The organism is Rhodoblastus sp. (assembly GCF_019449565.1).
Lineage (GTDB): Bacteria > Pseudomonadota > Alphaproteobacteria > Rhizobiales > Beijerinckiaceae > Rhodoblastus.
On record NZ_JAGRPM010000065.1, the window covers coordinates 63,569 to 83,508 of the forward strand.

Genomic DNA, 19,940 nt, shown 5'->3' on the forward strand with positions numbered 1-19,940 from the left:
CCCATGCTCGACGCGCTGACGATTGTCATTTTTCCGGCCCTCATGGCCTATGCGGCCTTCTCCGACCTGTTCACGATGACGATCTCGAACTGGATCTCGATCCTGCTCGTCGCCGCCTTTATCGTGCTCGCGCTTTTTCTGGGCCTTCCCGCCTCGACGATCGCCCTCCATCTGGCCAGCGGCTTGGCCGTGCTCGCCCTGACGTTTACCCTGTTCGCCTTCGGCTGGATCGGCGGCGGAGACGCCAAGCTCGCCGCCACGACCGCCGTCTGGATGGGCTTCGACCATCTGGCCGAATATGGCCTTGGATCGGCCCTGCTTGGCGGCGCCCTGACGCTCGTGATATTGCAGTTCCGCCGCCTGCCGATGCCGAGTTGGGCTCAGGCGCGCGCCTGGATCATGCGCCTGCACGACAAGAACAATGGCGTGCCTTATGGCGTCGCGCTCGCCGCCGCGGGCCTCGTTCTTTATCCGGAAACCCGGATTTTTCTTGCGTCGCTGAGCGGCTGAAGCCATCTGATTCGCAAGCTGCGCGATCAAGCCGCTGCTACGCCCCGCCTTCCCGCGGGGCGTATGCTTTTTCCGCTCCGTCACCCTGGCGTTTAAGATTCGTGAAATTCCATTAACCTTAATTTGACGTTTCACTGCTTCAATTCGGTCAACGTCCCATTTCGGGGACATTTTGCGGACCGTTGAACCAGCCATGAAAAAAGCCCGGCTCATCTTTCTAGGCGTCGTCCTGGCGTCCGGCTTCGGCGCAACCTATCTCGTGCTGTCACGGCCCGAGCCGCCGCCGCCCGCGCCCCTCGTGCAGGCCCCGCCGCCAGCGGCCACGGAGCAGGTGCTGGTCGCCGCCCGCGAGCTCAATTTCGGTTCGGTCCTCCAGCCCGCCGACCTTTCCTGGCAAGACTGGCCCAAGAACGCATCGGCGCAGGGCGTGATTCGCAAATCCGAGACGCCGAACGGGATGGACGACATCAAGGATTCGGTCGTGCGCGGCTCCTTCTTGCAGGGCGAGCCGATTCGCCGCGAGAAATTGTTCAAGGGCGGCGCTTCAGGCTTCCTGTCGGCGATCCTCAACCCCGGCTTCCGCGCCGTGGCGATCACGATCGACGACAATGGCGCCAATAGCGCCGGCAAATTCATTCTGCCCAATGATCGCGTCGATGTGCTCCGCACCTATCGCGACGAGGACGCCGCCAAGACCGGCTCCGGCGACGCCTTCATCAGCGAAACGCTGGTCACCAATGTCCGCGTGCTCGCCATCGGCCAGAACGCCCAGGACAAGGGCGGCCAGCCTTTCGCTTCCGGCGTGACCGCGACGCTGGAACTCGATCCGCGTCAGGCCGAAACGATCGTCCTCGCCCAGCGCATCGGCCAGCTCTCGCTGGTGCTGCGCTCGATGCAGGACAGCCAGCAGGCCGACGGTCCCACGTCGATCGCTCATGAAGATCGCAACCGCGCCGTCACCGTAGTGCGCGCGGGCATCGCAACCCAATCGCGCGGCAAATAAAGAACCGGCGGAGCGCCAAGCAATGGCGCCGCCCAGGAGTGAGAGACGATGCAGATGATGCGCCCCAGGCTGGTCGGAGGTTTTGTCGCGTTGCTCGCCTTTGCCGCGCCGGCGATGCAGGGCCCCGCTCAGGCCTATGACAACGACGTCGCCCTTCAAGGGACGAGTTCGACGCGCCGCGTGAGCATGGGCGTCGGCAAGTCGATCATTGTCGACCTGCCTGCCGACGCCGGAGAAATTTTTGTTGGCAACCCGGCGATCGCCAACGCCGTCGTGCGTTCGGCCCGCAAGATTTACATCATCGGCCAGGCTTCCGGGCAGACCACAATTTACGCCATGGACAAACAGGGCCGCCGCATCGCCACGCTTGAGCTTTCGATCGGCCGCGACATCGGGGAAATGCAAGCCATCATCCGCGCCGCATTGCCCAATTCCAAGATCGTCGCGCGAACCGTCAACGATTCCATCATTCTGACCGGCGAAGTCGATTCAGCCGCCGACATGCAGAGCGCGATGGACATCGCCAAAGGATTTATCGCAAGCATCAACAACGCTGGCGGCGGCGGGCCCCAGGCGTCAGCAACCGGCATGGTGGTCAACGCCATCACCGTGAAGGAGCGCGACCAGGTGATGATCAAGGTCACCATCGCGGAAGTCCAGCGCAACATTGCCAAACAGCTCGGCGTTTCCGCTTCGACGCTGGCCGGCAACTGGGGCACTTTCACCCAGAACAATCCCTTCGCGATCAATGGCGGCGCGTTGACGGACGGCGCTCTCAAGACCGTGACAAAGTTCGGCGGCGCCTGGTCGCTGAACCAGACGCTGACCGCTTTCGAGCGCAACGGCGTCGCGCGCACCCTCGCCGAGCCGACCGTGACCGCCACTTCGGGCGAGAGCGCCAAGTTCACCGTCGGCGGCGAAGTGCCGGTTTCCGGAGGCAACACCTGCACCGGCTCCGGAACGTCCACGAGCTGCCAGGCCTCGGTGACTTACAAAATGTATGGCGTCACGCTGAACTTCACCCCGGTCGTGCTGAGCTCGGGCCGCATTTCGCTGCGCCTCGCCACCGAAGTCTCGGACATTGACCCAGCGAACTCCTTCCAGATCAACGGTACGACGGTTCCAGGCTTCCGCACCCGCCGCCATGACACCACGGTCGAATTGCCCACCGGCGGCTCGATCGCCACGGCGGGCCTGATCGAAGCCAGCTCCAACCAGTCGCAAAACGGCACGCCCGGCGTCATGAACCTGCCGATCCTCGGCCAGCTGTTCCGTTCGCGCGACTATCAGCGCAAGGAGACGGAACTGATGATCATCGTCACGCCCTATCTCGTCAAAGCCGTGCCCGCCAGCGCCCTCGCCCGGCCCGACCAGAATTTCGCCGACGCCAACGACCCGCAAGCCTGGCTGCTTGGCCGCGTGAACAAGCTTTATTCCACCACCGACAATCCTGAAGCAGCACGGCATCTCAACGGCCGCGTCGGCTTCATTCACGACTGAGCCGCGCCCGGCGCACCCCCTAGCGGGACGCGCCGGGAGCGAAGTTTTCCGGCAAGCGCAACGATCGAGACGGACACATCATGTCGCACCTTCGCCCCCTTCGGACCAAAGCCCGCCGGCTGCTCGCCGCGAAATGGAGGCTCCCCGCGCTACTGGCGCTGGCCGCGCCGCTCGCCGCCTGTTCCGGCGCGGACCGTGTCGTGACCGGCTCGATCGGGCCGCAAGACTACCGGGCGCGCCATCCGATCGAACTCAAGCAGGCCCGCGAGAGTCTGGAAGTGCTTCCGGAAGTGCGCGCCGGCGACCTGGATGCGCGGACCCGCGCCCAGGTCAAGCAATTCGCGCAGGAATATCGCCTCAAGGGCTCGGGCGAAATCGCCATCCTCTTGCCTCAGGGCGGGCCTAGCGGCGGCGAGGCGCGCGCCGCGCTGCCCGGTCTGCGCAGGGCGCTCGCGGCTGGCGGCGCGCATGGCTATGTCAGCGTTTCCTCCTATCCGGTGGCCAATCCGGCGCTCGCGGCGCCCGTGCGTCTCTCCTATTCCACCATCGTCGCGCAGACGCCCTCGCGTTGCGGACAATGGCCAAACGACCTGGCCTCGGGCGGTTCGGTCAACGGCTGGCAGAACAACGAATACTGGAATTTCGGCTGCGCCACGCAGCAGATGGTGGCGGCCCAGGTCGCAGATCCGCGCGACCTCGTCGGCCCCGCCGCCGAGACGCCTCCCGATTCGAAGATGCTCGGCCGCGCCATCGACGCCGTGCGTCAAGGCAAGGATCCCGGCACGGCCTGGGTCACCCAAAACACCAATATCAGCGGTTTAGGAAACTGAGTCATGGCCAGCGAGTCTCTCGATCCCCCCGCTCACTCCCACCACGCGGCGTCAATCGCGCCTATGCCGCGGATTTCGCTTCAGGCCTTCTGCGAGACGGCCGAACTGGCCGGCCTTATTACCGAGGCGGCAAACGACCGGCGCATGGAAAAAGCTCATGTGAAGGTGAACATGGGCGGCTCCGGCGCCGCCGTGGAATCCTATCGCACCTCTCCGACGCCGAATGTCATCGTGATCGAATCCAACGCGGGTCGCTCCGACCTGATGGAGCAGCTCGAGGCGCTGGCTGAATTCTGTGATTCGGGCACCAAGGTCATCGTCGCCGGACGGCAGAACGACATCACGCTCTATCGCGAGCTGATCGCGCGCGGTGTCAGCGACTATCTGGTCGAACCGTTCGGCGTGATGGAGTTCATCTCCGCGCTCTCGTCGCTTTATCATCATGATCTCGCATCGCCGCTGGGCCGCGTCATCGCGGTGGCGGGCAGCAAGGGCGGCGTGGGCTCATCCTGCCTCGCCCATAATCTCGCCTGGTCCATCGCGCGCGACCTCGACTGCGCCACCGTCGTCGCCGATCTCGACCTCGCCTTCGGCACCACCGGCCTCGACTTCAACCAGGACCCGCCACAGGGCATCGCGGAGGCGATCTTCTCGCCGGAACGGCTCGATTCCAATCTTGTCGACCGCCTGCTATCCAAATGCAGCGACAAGCTCTCTATCCTCGCCGCGCCGGCGACGGTCGATCGCGCTTATGACATGCCGGAAAACGCTTTCGACGGCCTGCTCGAAATCCTGCGCGCGACGACGCCCTATATCGTGCTCGACCTGCCTCATGTCTGGACGGCATGGTCGCGCCGGCTACTGACCTCCGCCGATGAGGCGATCATCGTCGCCTCGCCGGAACTCGCGAGCCTGCGCAACGCCAAGAGCCTGCTCGATACTCTTCGCGCCGCCCGCCGCAACGATCCGGCGCCGCGCATCGTGTTGAACGGCGTCGGCCAGCCCAAGCGGCCCGAGATCTCGCCGGCCGATTTCGCCAAGGCGGTAGAGGCGGAGCCCGCCGCGATCGTGCAATTCGACGCCAAACTGTTTGGCACGGCCGCCAACAACGGCCAGATGATCGCGGAGCTCGAAGACGGCGCGAAAGTCGCGACCATCTATAGCGACCTCGCCCGCCTGGTCACCGGCCGCAGCGCGGTCAAACGGGAGCGCAAGGGCCTGTTGTCGCCGCTTCTGGCGGTTTTCAAAGGCTGAAAAGAGCCGAATCCGCATCCGATGTGAAGTGAGAGTTTAGGGAGCACGGAAATGGCGATGTTTGGAAAGCGCCCGGGCGATCAGAGCGCGGCGCCGCGCGCGCCGGCGCCGGCCAGCGCCAGCGGAGGGGCTGTTTTCGCTCCCGCCGGGACGCCCTCCATGCCCGCAACGCCCGCGCCTGCGCCGCCGCCGCCGGCCCCAGCGCCCGAAGTGCGCCGTTCGGATGAATATTATCAGACCAAGAGCCTGATCTTCGGCGCCCTGATCGAGGCGATCGACCTGTCGCAGCTGTCCAAGCTCGATTCCGAAAACGCCCGCGAAGAAATCCGCGATATCGTCAACGAGATCATCGCGATCAAGAATGTCGTGCTGTCGATCTCCGAGCAGGAGGACCTGCTCGACGACATCTGCAATGACGTTCTCGGCTATGGACCGTTGGAGCCCCTGCTCGCGCGCGACGACATCGCCGACATCATGGTCAATGGCGCGACGCGCACCTTCATCGAAGTCAGCGGCAAGATCCAGCTCACCAATGTGCGCTTCCGCGATAATGCGCAATTGATGAACATCTGCCAGCGCATCGTCAGCCAGGTCGGCCGCCGCGTCGACGAAGCCTCGCCGATCTGCGACGCCCGCCTGCTCGACGGCTCCCGCGTCAACGTCATCGCTCCGCCGCTCGCTATTGACGGGCCCGCTCTCACCATTCGTAAATTCAAGAAGGACAAGCTGACCCTCGACCAGCTCTGCCGCTTCGGGTCGATCTCGCCGGAAGGCAGCGAGATCCTCAAGATCATTGGCCGCGTACGTTGCAATGTGCTGATTTCGGGCGGCACGGGCTCCGGCAAAACCACCCTGCTCAACTGCCTCACCAATTACATCGACCTCGACGAGCGCGTCATCACCTGCGAGGACGCCGCGGAACTGCAACTCCAGCAGCCGCATGTCGTGCGACTGGAAACGCGCCCGCCCAATCTCGAAGGCCAGGGCGCGGTGACGATGCGCGATCTCGTCAAGAACTGCCTACGTATGCGTCCAGAACGCATCATCGTCGGCGAAGTGCGCGGACCTGAAGCTTTCGATCTGCTTCAGGCGATGAACACCGGCCACGACGGCTCCATGGGCACGCTGCACGCCAACTCCCCGCGCGAGGCGCTCAGCCGTCTCGAATCCATGATCACCATGGGCGGCTACGCCCTGCCGCCACGCACGATCCGCGAAATGATCGTGTCGTCCGTGGACGTGATCGTCCAGGCCGCGCGCCTGCGCGACGGCTCCCGCCGCATCACCCATATCACCGAGGTGATGGGCCTCGAAGGCGATGTCGTCATCACTCAGGATCTGTTCCTTTATGACATCGTCGGCGAGGACGCCAACGGCAAGCTGAAGGGCCGCCATCGCTCGACCGGCATCGGGCGTCCGCGCTTCTGGGACCGCGCGCGCTATTTCGGCGAGGAAGAACGCCTCGCCGCCGCTCTCGACGCTTCCGAAGTCAGGGAATAAAGCCGGAGATCTGAAACCATGGACCTTCGCTCTCTTCTCATCATCGCCCTTTGCGTGATCGCCATCGCCGGCGTGTTCTATATCTTCGTCTTCCCCTATCTGACGGGCGAGGCGCTGGCGGAAAAGCGTCATGCCCAGATCACTTCTCGAGCCGCCGGCCGCCGCCCGACCGGCGCCGAAAGGGTCGTGGACGCGACCGCGCGCCGCAAGCAGGTGGCGGACAGTCTCAAGGAGCTCGAGCAGCGCAACGCGGAAAAGAAAAAGATCACGCTGGAGACCCGCATCGCGCAAGCGGGCCTCGAAATCAGCCGGACGAATTTTATCGCCGGCTCCGCCGGGGCCGCCTTGGTCGTCACCCTGCTGCTGTTCGCCATTACGCGCAGCGCCCCGGTCGCGCTCGCGGGCGTCGTCATCGGCGGCTTCGGCTTGCCCAATTTCGTCCTGAAATTCATCACCAACCGGCGTATGAAAAAATTCGGCATCGAATTTCCCAACGCCATCGACGTCATCATCCGCGGCGTCAGGGCTGGCCTCCCGCTGAATGATTGCGTCCGCATCATTGCGGCCGAATCCTCCGAGCCGGTGCGCTCGGAATTTCGTCAGATCGTCGAGGCCCAGACGCTCGGCCTTTCCATCGCCGAGGCGGTTGAGCGCATGCCCCAGCGCATTCCCACGCCAGAGGCGAATTTCTTCGCAATCGTGATCGCCATCCAGCAGAAATCGGGCGGCAATCTCGCGGAAGCTTTGACCAATCTGTCGCGGGTGCTGCGCGAACGCAAGAAGATGCGCGACAAGGTGAAGGCGATTTCCTCCGAGGCCAAGGCCTCGGCAATGATCATCGGCGCGCTGCCGATCGTGGTCGGCCTGCTCGTCTATCTGACGAGCCCGCGCTACATCGAATTGCTGTGGATCACCGACACCGGCCGCGTCGTCCTGGCGGTCTGCGCCGCAGTCATGGGCCTCGGCTGTTTCATCATGCAGAAAATGATTGCGTTCGACATCTGACGTCGGGCGCGGGACCAAGCAAGGCTGCCCGCGATGCTGAATCTGCTCATCGAAAAACTTTCGGATCAGAAGACCCTGTTCGCTTTGCTCGTGGGCGTCTTTACCGTCGCGAGCCTGATCTCCATCGGCTTGCCCGTGCTCGAAGGCGACAAGCTTGAGGACCGGATGAAGCTGGTCGCCTCGGAGCGCGAGCGCATCCGCGCCCGCGAGCGCGAAAAGCTGATGAACCGCAACGCCGGCAAGCTGCGCCAGACGCCCAAGGCCTATATGAAGGACGTGGTCGACAGGTTCAGCCTGTCAAAATGGCTCGGCACGGATCAGGCCAAGGCCAAGCTGACAATGGCGGGCTATCGTGGCCCGCAGGCCGAAATCGGCTTCCTGTTCTTCCGGCTCGTGACGCCGATCACCTTCCTGCTGGTCGGCGCGCTCTACGCCTTCGTCCTGGTCGAAAACGACTGGACCTTCATGATGCGCCTGTCGATCGTGATGTGCGTGGCCTATGCCGGGTTCAAGGGCCCGGAAATCTTCGTCGCCAACAATATTTCCAAGCGACAGTTCAGCATGAGGCGCGCCTTTCCGGACGCCCTCGACCTGCTGCTGATCTGCGTCGAATCCGGCATGTCGATCGAACAGAGCTTCCGGCGCGTCAGCACGGAAATTGGCGTGCGCTCCATCCCGCTGGCCGAGGAATTCACCCTGACCACGGCCGAGCTGTCCTATCTGCCCGACCGCCGCACAGCCTATGATAATTTCTACAAGCGGACCGGCCTCGATGGCGTGAAGAACATCGTCACATCGCTGGTCCAGGCCGAGAAATACGGCACGCCCCTCGGCACGGCGCTGCGCGTCGTCTCCCAGGAATCGCGCGACCAGCGCATGATGGAAGCCGAGAAGAAGGCGGCCTCCCTGCCGCCGAAACTGACCGTGCCGATGATCCTGTTCTTCCTGCCCGTTCTGTTCGCCGTCATCCTGACGCCGGCGGCCATCCAGATCTCGCGCAACTACTGAAAAAGGCGCGGTCCCAAAAAATGAGGCGGCCCGCAAAACGGGCCGCCTTTTTATTTGGCGGAGGAAGGAGAAACGCCGTCAGCGCGCGGCGGCGTCGAGGTTCATCCGCTCCATCTTCTTGCCGGCCGATGCGGTCTGGATATCGCGCCAGGCGTTGGATTGCGAAATCATCTGGCGAATCGCGGCGACATTCTCCCGGGCCTCCTGCGGCGGCAAATCGCGCTCCGAGACCTGCTCGGCTTCCGGAAACTTGCCCCGCAAGGCCAGCACCAGGGCGAGGTTCTGCCGCACGCGCATGTCGGCGCGCGGGCTCGACGAGGCTTCGCGCAACACATTTTCAGCCTGCGGCAGATCGCGCGCAAGGGCGTAGGAGAGCCCGAGATTGGACAGAACCGAAGGCTCGCCGGGCGCGATTTTCAGCGCGGTTTCATAATAATTTTGCGCCGCCTTGTGGTCGCCGAGCTGGTCCGCGATGGAGCCGCGCGTGGAGACGACCGACCAGTTGGGGTCGTCCGGCGAATCGGCGCCTTCCAGCACGCCCTGGGCCTGCTGCAACTGGCCGGCGTCGGCCAACGCCTTGCCATAGGCCGCGAGGACTTCCCGGTCGCGCGGATTTTTGATCGCGAGATTCTGCAGCACGGCCGCCGCCTGATCATTGAGATCGCGGGCGCGCAGCGATTTTGCATAGGCCATCGCGATCTTCTTGTCTTCGGGATGGGCCTCGTAGCGCTGTTGCAATTGCTCGGAAAAGGCGCGCAGATCCTGCGGCGAGGACGAAGCCGGCTTGCTCGGCGCCCCGATCGAGGCTGTCATGTCGTCCACGCTCATCGTCTTGCAGCCCGAAAGCGCCAGCAGCGCGACAATGGCGACGCCGCCGAGCGCGCGCGGCTTGATGAAGGCTCCACCCATGTTCCGCTTTCCCTCAGCCGGACAGGCCGTTTCGTGCTTCTGTCGCAATGAATATTTCGTTAACCCTAATAGAGCGTTAATAGACTAATAGAGCGTTAATGCGCCGCGGCCTTCAGGGCCCTGCGCCGCCGGACGGAGCGCCTTTTTCGATGGTTGACTTGCCTGCACTGAATTTCGCGAAGCCCGAGGAAGATTGCGTCCCGATCTGGCTGGCCGAGGCCAAGGCTTTCACCGCCGCGCTGAAGGCGCCGGAAGCGGAGCCGGATCTGCCGCCGGAGGCGCTGCGATTCGCCGCCGCGACCGGATTCGAGGCCAAGAATGGCCGCCTGCTCTGGTTTGTGACGCCGGAAGGCCGGCCGGGCGCGATCTTCTTCATTGATGGGAGCGCCCAGGCCGATCCGTTCCAGCTTGGCGCGCTGGCGGGCCTGCTGCCTCCCGGCGCCTATCGCTTCGCCTCACCGCCGGTCCGGCCCGATCTCGCCGCGCTCGCCGTCCTTCTCGGCGGACGGCTCTACGCCCGCTACAAGAACCCGCGCGAAGCCCCGCGCCTGCTCGCGCCTGAAGGAATTGACGCCGCCGCGATCGAGACCATCGCCAGCTGCATCGCCCTGGGACGCGACCTCATCAACACGCCGGCCAATGATCTCGGCCCCGACGAGCTGGAAGCCGCCATTCGCGCCGTTGCGGAGCGTTTCGGCGCGAGCGTCGAGGTCGTCCGAGGCGAGGCGCTGGAACAAGGCTTCCCGCTCATCCACGCCGTCGGCAAGGGCTCGCCGCGCGCGCCGCGCCTCGTGGAATTGCGCTGGAAGCCGGAGCGGGCGCGCAAGCTGGCGCTGGTCGGCAAGGGCGTCTGTTTCGATTCGGGCGGACTCGACATCAAGCCGGAAAGCGCCATGGGCCTGATGAAAAAGGACATGGGCGGTGCGGCCACTGCGCTGGCGGCGGCGGCCATGATCATGGCGGCGGATGTCGACGCGTCGCTGCGGCTGCTCATCCCCATCGTCGAGAATTCCGTCTCCGGCGAGGCGTTCAGGCCCGGCGACGTCTATCCCTCGCGCAAGGGCCTGACGGTCGAGATCGGCAACACCGACGCGGAAGGCCGCCTCATCCTCGCCGACGCGCTGGCGCTCGCGGACGAGGACGCGCCGGAGCTGTTGATCGATTTCGCAACGCTCACCGGCGCCGCGCGCGTCGCGCTCGGACCGGACCTGCCGCCCTTCTTCACTGATGACGACGCGCTGGCGGCCGACATCGCCCGCCACGGGGCCGCAGTCAATGATCCAGTCTGGCGGCTGCCGCTCTGGAGCGCCTATGATGCGAAGCTCGACGGCAAGATCGCCGATTTGACCAATGCGCCGGCAGGCGGCATGGCGGGCGCCATCACGGCCGCCCTGTTCCTCCGCCGTTTCGTCGCCAAAGCCAAGGCCTGGGTCCATTTCGACGTTTATGGCTGGACCCCCGCCGCGCGGCCCGGCAGGCCGGAGGGCGGCGAGGTGCAGGCGGCGCGGCTCATCCTTAACCTCGCGCGCGAGAAATTCGGCGCCGCAAAGCTTCGGTAACCCGGAAAGGGTAAAACCTTTCCGGTCTGCGCCGACGGGCAGGCGGGAGTGAAAAATTGAATTACGACCAGAGACTGACGCCGGCGCGGCCCGATCTCGCCGCGGAACATCTGCGCGACACCGTGCAGGCGCAGGCCTATGTTCCCGGCCGCCGCATGCAGGTCAGCGCCTCCTATGCGGACCTGCGCCGCTCCCCGTCCGACGAGGCCGCGACCGACACCCAGGCGCTTCATGGCGAGACGCTGCTCGTCTATGAGGACAAGAACGGCTGGAGCTGGTGCCAGCTCGACCGCGACCGCTATGTCGGCTATGTCGAATCCCACGCCCTCACCGACCGGATCGCCAAGCCCAACCACCGCGTGCGCTCGCGCCACACGCTCGTCTATTCGGCGCCGGACCTCAAGTCGCCGCCCCTCGACGCCCTGCCCTTCAACGCCGAAGTGCATATCGTCTCCGCCACCGACAATTTCGCCGAAACCCATAGCGGCGGCTTCATTTTCGCGCGCCATCTGGCGCCCAATAACAGGCCGCTGAGCGATTTCGTCGGGCTGGCCGAAATGTTCCTCCACACGCCCTATCTCTGGGGCGGCAAGACCGATGTCGGGATCGACTGCTCAGGCCTCGTCCAGGTGACGCTCTCGGCGGTAGGCGTCGCGGCCCCGCGCGACACCGACATGATGGAGACCCAACTCGGCCGCCTCGCCAATGTCGGGGAGAACCTGCGCGGCGTGCGTCGCGGTGATCTGGTGTTCTGGCCTGGCCATGTCGGCATCATGCAGAACGAGCACCTGCTGATTCACGCCAATGCCCATAGCATGACGGTCGCCAGCGAATTGCTTTCGGCCGTGCGCGACCGCGTTCGCTCCAATAATGGCTCGGACATCACGGCGATCAGACGGGTCTGATCCTTATACTGTTTTTCCTTGACCGCGACTCATCGCGGTCAAGGAATCCCTCGCATATGCTCGGCGGCGCAGTTGCGCCTAACCAGACCTCACAGGTTCTCACCTGTGAGGCCTGGTATTACTGCCGCTTTTTACCGCCAAAGTGCGAAAAAATGCTGCGGCGGGCCATGTCCGGCCCCGATCTCGAAGGCCTTTCCGGCTTCAAGCGCGCCGCTGAGGAAGGCCTTGGCGTCGGCGATGGCCTGTTTCAGCTCCGCCCCCTGCCCCAGCCGCGCCGCGATCGCCGAGGACAAGGCGCAGCCCGTGCCGTGATTGTTGCGCGTCGCCACGCGCGGCGCGGAAAATTCGGTGAATTCCGCGCCGTCATAGAGCAGATCGTAAGCCGCGCCATCGGGCAGATGGCCGCCCTTGACAAGGACGGCGGCCGCGCCGAGCGCATGAAGCTTCAACGCGATCGCGCGCATCTCGTCCGGCGCTTCCGGCATGCGGTCGCCCGCAAGCAAGGCGCTCTCGATCAGATTGGGGGTCACCAGCCGAGCGAGCGGAAACAGCTGTTCGCGGATCGGCCCGACCAGTTCCTCGCCGCCAAGACTATGGCCGCCCGTGGCGACCATCACCGGATCGAGCACAATATTGACAGGCTTGAAACGCCGCAATTGCGCGGCGATGGCCTCGACATTGGCGACGGAGCCGATCATGCCGATCTTCACGGCGTCGACCGCAATGTCTGAAAAAACCGATTCGATCTGCGCCGCAACGAATTCGGGAGCGACCACCTGCACGCCCTGCACGCCGAGCGTGTTCTGCGCGGTCAACGCCGTCACCGCCGCCATGCCGTAACAGCCCAGCGCGGAAAAGGTCTTGATATCGCCCTGCACGCCGGCGCCGCCAGAAGGGTCCGAGCCCGCGATGGAAAGGATCTTGGCGATGGAGGTCATGGAAACTCCTATTGGCCCCCGAATTTGAAACTCAGGGTCAGGCCGCCTCCAGTCGGCGGCAACGGAAAGGGTCCGGCCGCGCGCAGCGCCGCCAAAGCGGCGGCGTCGACATCGCGGAGCCCGGTCGACTTGGTCAGTTTACCGCCGACGAAAGCGCCGCCATAATCGATCGCAAAGACGATTTCGCCCGCTGTATGAGGGCGCCCCGCGATAAGTTTCTGCACGTTCAGACGAGGGGCGACAAGGCCGTATACCGTGGAAAGATAGGTCGCTTCCGCATTTCCGCCGCCGACGGGCGCGTAGCGCAAGGCCGCGGCAAGCGCGTCGCTCGACGAAACGAAGCTCGGCGTCGCCGGCTCTGGGGGCTTTTCCGGCGCGGGCGCGTCCTTCTGCGCTTTCGTCTGTTCCGGCGCCTCGGGGCGAGGATCGCCCTCGGCCTGATCGTTCTTCGGCTGTTGCGCCGATCGCTCGGCGGCGTTGGCCTGTTCCGGATTGACCTGTTTGCGCGCGGTTGCCGCCGGATCCGCCTTCGCCGCAGCCTGTGCGGCATGCGGGGCCTCCGCGCGCACGTCCTTTTCGGACTTTTCCTCACTGGCGCGCGGCGCGTCCGTCGCCTCCTTCTCGTCCAGCACGGCCTGTTTCATCGGCTGTTCGCGGTCCTTGGCGGTCTCCGGAGGAGGAGCCGGGTCCGGCGCCTTGGGCGGCGGTTCGACGATGACTTCGACAGCACTTTCCTCCTCCGTCCGCACAAGGAGCGCCGGCCTGTCGAATCGGACGAAAAGCGAAATCACGGCCACATGGGCGAAAAGGCACGCCAGCACGATCAAACCTACGCGGCGTCGGTCCGCCCCCCGCGCGCGCGGCGGTTGCTCAAGCAGACGTTGTTCGTTCGAGGCGGCGAGTTGCATGAATCCGTCGGCGCGGGGATGAGCTAGGGGGTCAGTTTTCGTTCTATAGCAGACAGAGGCAGGTTTGGCCTTCGCGCTCGGAAAAGAGAATCAAAACGCTCTTTGCGCCAACGCCCGGAAAGACGCCGCCATGGCGGCGACGGACAGGGGGCGTAACGCGCAGCGCGGCAAGAGCGGCAAGGGTGGAATGTCTCGCGCTTGCGGAATCCTTATGGATGCGCCCAGACGGCGGCGGCTATCGCCCCGGCGATGGCCGAGAGAAAAAGGATCGCGTCATGCGCCGCCAGCATGCCGCGCGAGGGATGGGCGCGGGCGTAGAGGCGCAATGAAGCCCCTGCCGTGGCGAAGCCCCAGCCGATGGCCACGACGATCAGGGCGGCCGCGAAACGCCAATAATCATTGGCGAAAGCTTCAATGACCCAGGCGGCGGCGATCAGCGCGAGGCCGAGTGCGGTCACTGTCTGGGCGCCGATCCGGCGCGCGGCGAGGCCGGTGAAAAAGGCCGGCGCATACATGGCGACGACATGCCAGGAAATGGCGCTGAACACGACCGGAACGCCGATGCCGCAGCCCGCCATGGCGCCCGGCGCGGCGACCATCGCCGCCGTCATGCCGAACCAGGCGAGTCCCGCCAAAAGGGTCGGCGCGACAAAGGCGCGCCAGTCCGGACGCCTTTCCGCCCGAGCCGGCTGACGCGGCAGCACCGGCGCCCGCGCCGTGGTCAGGACCGCCAGAACGAGCACAAGCACTTGCGCGAGCGCGGCGGCGAGCGCCGTCGCGGCGAAGAGCGAGGCCGGCGCGGCTTGCGCCACGACATAGGCCAAAGCGGGACCGGCCAGACCCGCGAAAGCCCCGCTGCCGAACACGATGATCGCAGCGCGCGTCCGCTCGGCAGGCGTCGCGCCCAGCGCGGCCTCATGGCGGTAGAACAGCGAAAAGCCCTGCGCGACGCCGAGCCAGAAGGCGCCGAGGCAGAAGGGGGCGAACAGATTGGCGCTGAGCGCCCAGGCCATGATCAGGCCACCAGCCACGCCGAGGCTTGCGCCGAGCGCAAGAGCCGCGCGCCGTCCGAAAGCGTCGAGCAGGAAAGAGGCGGGAAAGGTCGCCGTGGCCGCGCCGAGCAGCATCGCCACATAGGGCGCCGCCATGAGATGCGGATGGGGCGCCAGTAGCCGTCCCGCCAGCGGCAGCACGCCAAGCGTCAGGCTTTGCGAGAGCACGGAGAGTGCGAAGCCCGCCGCGAGCGTCGCGACACCTGGGCTCCAGCGTCCGGCGTCAAGCGTCGCCCCGGGCGCGGGGGCGCCGGGCGGGCAGAAACAAGCCATGCGGCCCGCGCGCGCCGCAGGGGTCTCGTCAATCCTGTCTGCGGACTCCCTCTCGGGCGCCGGGCGGTCGAAGGCGGTCATTTCTTCTCGATATCGTCGTCTTGCAGAATGCGATAGGCGGCGCCTTCGAGATCCTCATATTGTCCGCGCTTGAGCGACCAGAACAGGCCATAGAGGGCGACAAGGCCCAGGGCGAGCGCGGCGGGGATCAGAATGATCAGGATGTTCATCGCGCAAATCCGTTGAGTTTCCGCGCTTCAGGCGGAGGAGGCGGCGGCGGCCGCGGGCGGCGCGCCGGGCCTCGGCGCCGAGGGGCTTGCGCCCCGCGCCTCTTGCAACAGGAGATTGACCCCTTTGCCCGGCCCGCGCAAGCGCAGCGCGTTGAGCGTGACCAGGATCGACGAGCCGGACATGGCCAGAGCGGCGAAGAGCGGGGAAGCATGCCCCGCCATGGCCACCGGCACGGCGATGAAATTATAGCCGATCGCGAGCGTGAGGTTTTGGCGCATCAGCCTGCGCGCCTGATCCGCGATGGACAGCGCGGCCGCGACGGGCGCGAGCCTTTCGCCCAAAAAGACGGCGTCGGCCTGGGTCTGGGTGAGATGGACGGCGTCGATCGGCGAGATCGACGCATGGGCCGCGGCGAGCGCGGGCGCGTCATTGAGGCCGTCGCCGACCATCAGGACCTTCGCGCCCTTGCTTGCCAGATCCTCGATGAAGGCGATTTTTTCCGCCGGCTTCAAGCCGCCGCGCCAGGTCTCGACGCCCAATTCGCGCGCTATGGGGGCCACGGCCTCGGGGCGGTCGCCCGAAAGGATCGCGATTTTCAGCCCCTTTTCGCGCAGATGCGCGACAACCTTGCCGGCGTCCGGCCGCAGGGTCTGGCGGATCAGCAAGCGCGCCCAGCGTTCGCCCTGCCGGATGAAAATAGCGCTGGCGTCGGCTTCGCCGCCTGGCGAAGTCGCGCCGCAAAAGGCGGCCGAGCCCAAGCGCGCCTCGCCATCGCCGTAAGGCGCCGCGACGCCCTGCCCCGGCGTCTCGCGCACATCGGCCAGCGGAGCGGCAGCGCGGGCAGAACGGGCGAGCGCGAGGGCCAGCGGATGGCTGCTGGAATGGGCCAGCCGCCCCGCAAGCTCAAGCAGATCTGGCGTGATCTCCTTCGCATTGGCGACGCGCGGCTCGGGCAAGGTGAGCGTGCCGGTCTTGTCGAAAATAACGTGATCGACCTCGCCGAGCTTTTCCAGTCCGGCGGCGTCATTGACGAACAGGCCAGCGCGGAAGAAAGCCCCCGAGGCCATGGCCTGTACGGTTGGCACGGCCAGAGCCAGCGCGCAGGGGCAGGTGATGATGAGCACGGAAATCGCGATCACCAGCGCATCATGAGCGCTGGCGCCGAAAGCCCACCAGGTCAGGCCGGTGGTCAGCGCCGTGAGATGGACGACGGGCGCATAAAGCCGCGACACGCGGTCCGCGAGCCGCATATAGCGCGAGCGCGCGGCGCCGGCGGCGTCGATCAGCCGCGCCGCTTCGTCGATCAGCGAGGAATGGCCCGCCGCCGTCACGCGAACGGTCAGCGCGCCCTCGCCATTGATCGAGCCCGCATAAATATTATCGCCGAGGGTCACAGGCTTGCCGAGCGTCTCGCCGGTGATCGCGCTTTCGTCCACCGCGCTCGCGCCCTGCTCGATGATTCCGTCCGCCGGAACGCGTTCGCCGGCGCGCACCAGCACCCGGTCGCCCTCGGCCAGCGCCGCGACGGGGACCAGCGTGAGATTATCCTCTGCTTCGCCCGCGCCGGGCGTGAAGCGCAGCGCGTTTTCTCCCTTGAGCGCCGCGAGATTGCCGGCGGCCGCGCGGGTCTTGCGGCGCATGGCCTGATCCATGACGCGGCCAGCGAGCAGGAAGGTGAGCAGCATGATCGCCGAATCGAAATAGGCGTGCTCGGCGTGATGCCGCGTCTCATAGACCGACAGGCCCAGCGCGAGAAAGACGCCGATGGTGATCGGCACGTCCATGTTGAGGCGGCCCTGCCGCAGCGAAGTCCAGGCGCTGAAATAGAAGGGCTGGCCCGCATAGGCCGCGGCCGGCAGGGCGATCAGGGCGGAAAGGAGATGGAAGAAATCGCGCGTCTCGGGCGGCATGGACGTCGCCTCGCCCGACCAGACCGAGATCGACAGCAGCATGATGTTCATGGCCGCGAAAAAAGCGACGCCGAGACATTTCAACAGCATCGAGAACCGCGCCGCCTCGTCGGCCTCGACCTGGCGCTGCTCATAGGGATAGGCGCGATAGCCGATCGACTCCAGAGCGCCCGTCAGGCGGCCGGCGTCGATGTTGGCGGCGTCAAAGGTCACGGCGAGACGGTGGCTGGTGAGGTTGAGCCGCGCCAGCATGACGCCGGGCAACCGCTTCATCGCCGTCTCGATATCGTCGAGACAGGCGGCGCAGGTGATGCCGTCTATGGCCAGATCGAGCCGCGAGCGCCCGTCCGCATCGGTCTTCACGAAATGCGAATAATCGGGCGAGGCGGCCATTTTACTCGACGATCAGGGGATTGCGCGAACGGAACAGCCGCTCGCCATTACGCACGAGAGTCACTTCGACGTCCCAGCGCCCCGACTGCAAGGGCGCCGAGCCGGAATAGACGCCATCGGCCACCGGCGAAGCCGAAACTTGATGGTCGAGCTTGCGGGTCGCGGGGAAGTAGAAATGCAGCCCGACGTCCAGACCCGTGATCGGCTGGCCCGCCTTGTCCTTGACCGTCACCGCGACCTGGGTCGCGCTCCCGTCCGGCGCTCGGTTGAGATCGACCGTCCAGCCGAGTTCGGCCTGAGCCTTGGACGCCGCGATTTCCTTGTTATAGGCGAGGCCGGAGTCATAAGGGTTGTCGGAATCGAGGCCGCTGAAGGTCTTCACGGCATAAGTCGCGAAGATGAAATTGACGACGAGCATCACGCCGAAAAAGCCGGCGAGCATCAACAGCACCATGCGGCCCGTCAAGACCCGGCCCGTCGGCCGATAGTCGCTTTCTTCCTTCATCATCGCCTGTCCTCTCGCCCGAGCAGATGCGGCTCAGGGCGCCTTGAAATAATCCGCCTTTTTGACGGCCTCGCCGGTCGCCACATCCGTCAGGATCATCTGAATCGGCGTGCTTTGCGGCAGTTTGACATCCGGCGGTACGGTGACGGTCACGCGCAATTCGAGCGTCTGATCCGGCGGCGCGGTGACCGGCACGCCGGCCTCGTCGCCAACCGGCTCGCCCATGACCGCCAGCTTGCCTTGCGGCAGGCCGACCAGCGACAGTTTGAAATTGCGCTCGAAGCCCTTCGGATTCAGCACGCGCACCGTATAGACATTGCGCGCCGAACCATCCGACAGGCTCACGAAGATCGGATTGCGGTCATGCATGACGTCGACGCCTAGGCTGCGGCGCGTCGCGAAGGAATAGGTCATCGCGGCGGAAACGGCGACGATGAGCGCGACATAGACCAGCGTACGCGGGCGGATGATCTGCGGCTTGAGCGCCGGAAGCCCCTCGGCGCGACGACGGACGTTATCGTCCGTATCATAGCCAATAAGGCCGGTCGGGCGGCCGACCTTCTTCATGACATTGTCGCAGGCGTCGATGCAAAGGCCGCACTGGATGCAGCCCATATTCAGGCCTCCCCGGATATCGACGCCGGTCGGACAGACCACCACACATTGCTCGCAATCGACGCAATCGCCCGCGGGCTTGCCTTCCGCGCGCAGCAGCTTGGCCTTTTTGAGCGAGCCGCGCGGTTCGCCGCGATCCACCCTATACGTGACGTTGAGGGCGTATTCGTCCGTCAGCGCCGCCTGGATACGCGGCCATGGACACATATAGATGCAGACCTGCTCGCGGGCGAAGCCGGCGAGGATATAGGTCGAGGCGGTCAGGATCAGGATCCAGATATAGGCCTGCGCGGGCGCCTGGAAGGTCGCGAGCTGCTTCACCAGCGTCGGCGCGTCGGCGAAATACAGGACCCAGGCGCCGCCGGTCCACCAGGCGATCATCAGCCAGAGCGAATGTTTGAGGATCGCTTCGGTGACGGTTTCGAGAGACCAGGGCTGTTTGGATTTCTTGATCCGGTCGCGGCGGTCGCCCTGGGTCCAGCGTTCGATCAGCAGGAAGAGATCGGTCCAGACTGTCTGCGGGCAAAGATAGCCGCACCAGATGCGGCCGGCGACCGCATTCATCAGAAAGAGGGTGAAGGAGGCGAGGATCAGCAGTCCGGTGAAATAATAAATTTCCTGAGGCCAGATCGCGATGCCGAAGAAATAGAAGCGGCCGTTGGCGAGATCGACCAGCACGGCCTGCGAAGGCAGGTCCGGCCCACGGTCCCAGCGGACGAAAGGCAGGAAATAATAAACCAGCATTCCGACGGTGAGCAGCGCCCATTTGATGTTCCGGAACGTGCCGGAAACGCTTTGCGGATAGATCTGCTTGCGGGCCTCGTAAAGCTCGCCTTCGCTCCCTTCCGCCGCTAGGGCGGCAGATTTCTTGAGACCCAAACCTGGAATCGCGCTCATCTCGCCATCTCGAAAAGCTTGACCGCGCTCCGGTCGGGGCGCGGCGCATCTTCCCCCTTATAAGCCGAAGCCCGCAGTCGGAGTCGAGTAAATTGCGCGCGAATTTGTCGCAGGTCGATTGCGGGGCCAATCGCCGCGTTTTTCGGTTTTTCGGCCAGCTTCGGCTTTCCACCTGGCTGAAACCGGCCGGAAGCGGCCATATTCAGAGCATTTTGCGGCCTTTTTTGGCCAATTC

Annotated in this window: 18 protein-coding genes; 10 read left to right on the plus strand and 8 right to left on the minus strand. The window is 65.2% G+C overall.

The window, feature by feature from the left end:
- The first annotated feature begins 3 nt into the window (after positions 1–3).
- From QZ409_RS15165 to QZ409_RS15200, 8 genes are all read left to right on the plus strand, one after another.
- Positions 4–510 carry a prepilin peptidase gene (locus tag QZ409_RS15165; RefSeq protein ID WP_296712975.1) on the plus strand — a complete coding sequence of 169 codons (507 nt, stop codon included), beginning with the start codon at positions 4–6 and terminating at the stop codon, positions 508–510.
- A 193-nt stretch (positions 511–703) separates the two neighbouring features.
- Positions 704–1,513, plus strand: a complete 810-nt coding sequence (cpaB, locus tag QZ409_RS15170; RefSeq protein WP_296712977.1) for a Flp pilus assembly protein CpaB — start codon at positions 704–706, stop codon at positions 1,511–1,513.
- A 48-nt stretch (positions 1,514–1,561) separates the two neighbouring features.
- Positions 1,562–3,013 (plus strand): type II and III secretion system protein family protein, encoded by a 1,452-nt coding sequence (locus QZ409_RS15175; RefSeq protein WP_296712979.1) that lies wholly within the window; start codon positions 1,562–1,564, stop codon positions 3,011–3,013.
- An 80-nt stretch (positions 3,014–3,093) separates the two neighbouring features.
- Positions 3,094–3,843, plus strand: a complete 750-nt coding sequence (locus QZ409_RS15180) for a CpaD family pilus assembly protein (RefSeq protein ID WP_296712982.1) — start codon at positions 3,094–3,096, stop codon at positions 3,841–3,843.
- Between the two features lie 3 nt (positions 3,844–3,846).
- Entirely contained in the window at positions 3,847–5,097 is a 1,251-nt protein-coding gene (locus tag QZ409_RS15185) for an AAA family ATPase (protein ID WP_296712984.1), read from the plus strand.
- 57 nt (positions 5,098–5,154) lie between these two features.
- Positions 5,155–6,597, plus strand: coding sequence for a CpaF family protein (locus QZ409_RS15190; RefSeq protein ID WP_296713069.1), 1,443 nt, complete (start codon positions 5,155–5,157; stop codon positions 6,595–6,597).
- 18 nt (positions 6,598–6,615) lie between these two features.
- Positions 6,616–7,602, plus strand: coding sequence for a type II secretion system F family protein (locus QZ409_RS15195; RefSeq protein WP_296712985.1), 987 nt, complete (start codon positions 6,616–6,618; stop codon positions 7,600–7,602).
- 33 nt (positions 7,603–7,635) lie between these two features.
- Positions 7,636–8,610 (plus strand): type II secretion system F family protein, encoded by a 975-nt coding sequence (locus QZ409_RS15200; RefSeq protein WP_296712986.1) that lies wholly within the window; start codon positions 7,636–7,638, stop codon positions 8,608–8,610.
- Between the two features lie 78 nt (positions 8,611–8,688).
- Here QZ409_RS15200 and QZ409_RS15205 read toward each other — a convergent pair whose 3' ends face one another.
- Positions 8,689–9,519: a tetratricopeptide repeat protein gene (locus tag QZ409_RS15205; RefSeq protein ID WP_296712988.1), complete on the minus strand. Its 831-nt coding sequence runs from the start codon at positions 9,517–9,519 to the stop codon at positions 8,689–8,691.
- Positions 9,520–9,668: 149 nt separating this feature from the next.
- On the opposite strand from QZ409_RS15205, the gene QZ409_RS15210 reads away from it, so the two are divergent.
- On the plus strand, positions 9,669–11,078 hold the full coding sequence (locus tag QZ409_RS15210; RefSeq protein WP_296712990.1) for a leucyl aminopeptidase family protein: 1,410 nt from the start codon (positions 9,669–9,671) through the stop codon (positions 11,076–11,078).
- Between the two features lie 56 nt (positions 11,079–11,134).
- Positions 11,135–11,983 (plus strand): NlpC/P60 family protein, encoded by an 849-nt coding sequence (locus QZ409_RS15215; RefSeq protein WP_296712993.1) that lies wholly within the window; start codon positions 11,135–11,137, stop codon positions 11,981–11,983.
- Between the two features lie 131 nt (positions 11,984–12,114).
- On the opposite strand, the gene thiD is transcribed toward QZ409_RS15215, so the two are convergent.
- The 7 genes from thiD to ccoG all read right to left on the minus strand — a co-directional run bounded on the left by thiD (position 12,115) and on the right by ccoG (position 19,705).
- A complete protein-coding gene (gene thiD, locus QZ409_RS15220; protein ID WP_296712994.1) occupies positions 12,115–12,921 on the minus strand; it encodes a bifunctional hydroxymethylpyrimidine kinase/phosphomethylpyrimidine kinase in 807 nt (268 codons plus the stop codon).
- Positions 12,922–12,929: 8 nt separating this feature from the next.
- Positions 12,930–13,829, minus strand: a complete 900-nt coding sequence (locus tag QZ409_RS15225; protein WP_296712996.1) for a TonB C-terminal domain-containing protein — start codon at positions 13,827–13,829, stop codon at positions 12,930–12,932.
- Between the two features lie 209 nt (positions 13,830–14,038).
- Positions 14,039–15,235: an MFS transporter gene (locus QZ409_RS15230; RefSeq protein WP_296712998.1), complete on the minus strand. Its 1,197-nt coding sequence runs from the start codon at positions 15,233–15,235 to the stop codon at positions 14,039–14,041.
- On the minus strand, positions 15,232–15,384 hold the full coding sequence (ccoS, locus tag QZ409_RS15235) for a cbb3-type cytochrome oxidase assembly protein CcoS (protein ID WP_296713000.1): 153 nt from the start codon (positions 15,382–15,384) through the stop codon (positions 15,232–15,234). The genes QZ409_RS15230 and ccoS overlap by 4 nt, the downstream gene beginning before the upstream one ends.
- 27 nt (positions 15,385–15,411) lie before the next feature.
- Complete coding sequence (locus QZ409_RS15240; RefSeq protein WP_296713002.1) at positions 15,412–17,688, minus strand: heavy metal translocating P-type ATPase; 2,277 nt, start codon at positions 17,686–17,688, stop codon at positions 15,412–15,414.
- Position 17,689: 1 nt separating this feature from the next.
- Entirely contained in the window at positions 17,690–18,193 is a 504-nt protein-coding gene (locus QZ409_RS15245) for a FixH family protein (RefSeq protein WP_296713005.1), read from the minus strand.
- Between the two features lie 33 nt (positions 18,194–18,226).
- Positions 18,227–19,705, minus strand: coding sequence for a cytochrome c oxidase accessory protein CcoG (ccoG, locus tag QZ409_RS15250; protein ID WP_296713007.1), 1,479 nt, complete (start codon positions 19,703–19,705; stop codon positions 18,227–18,229).
- Positions 19,706–19,940 lie beyond the last annotated feature (235 nt).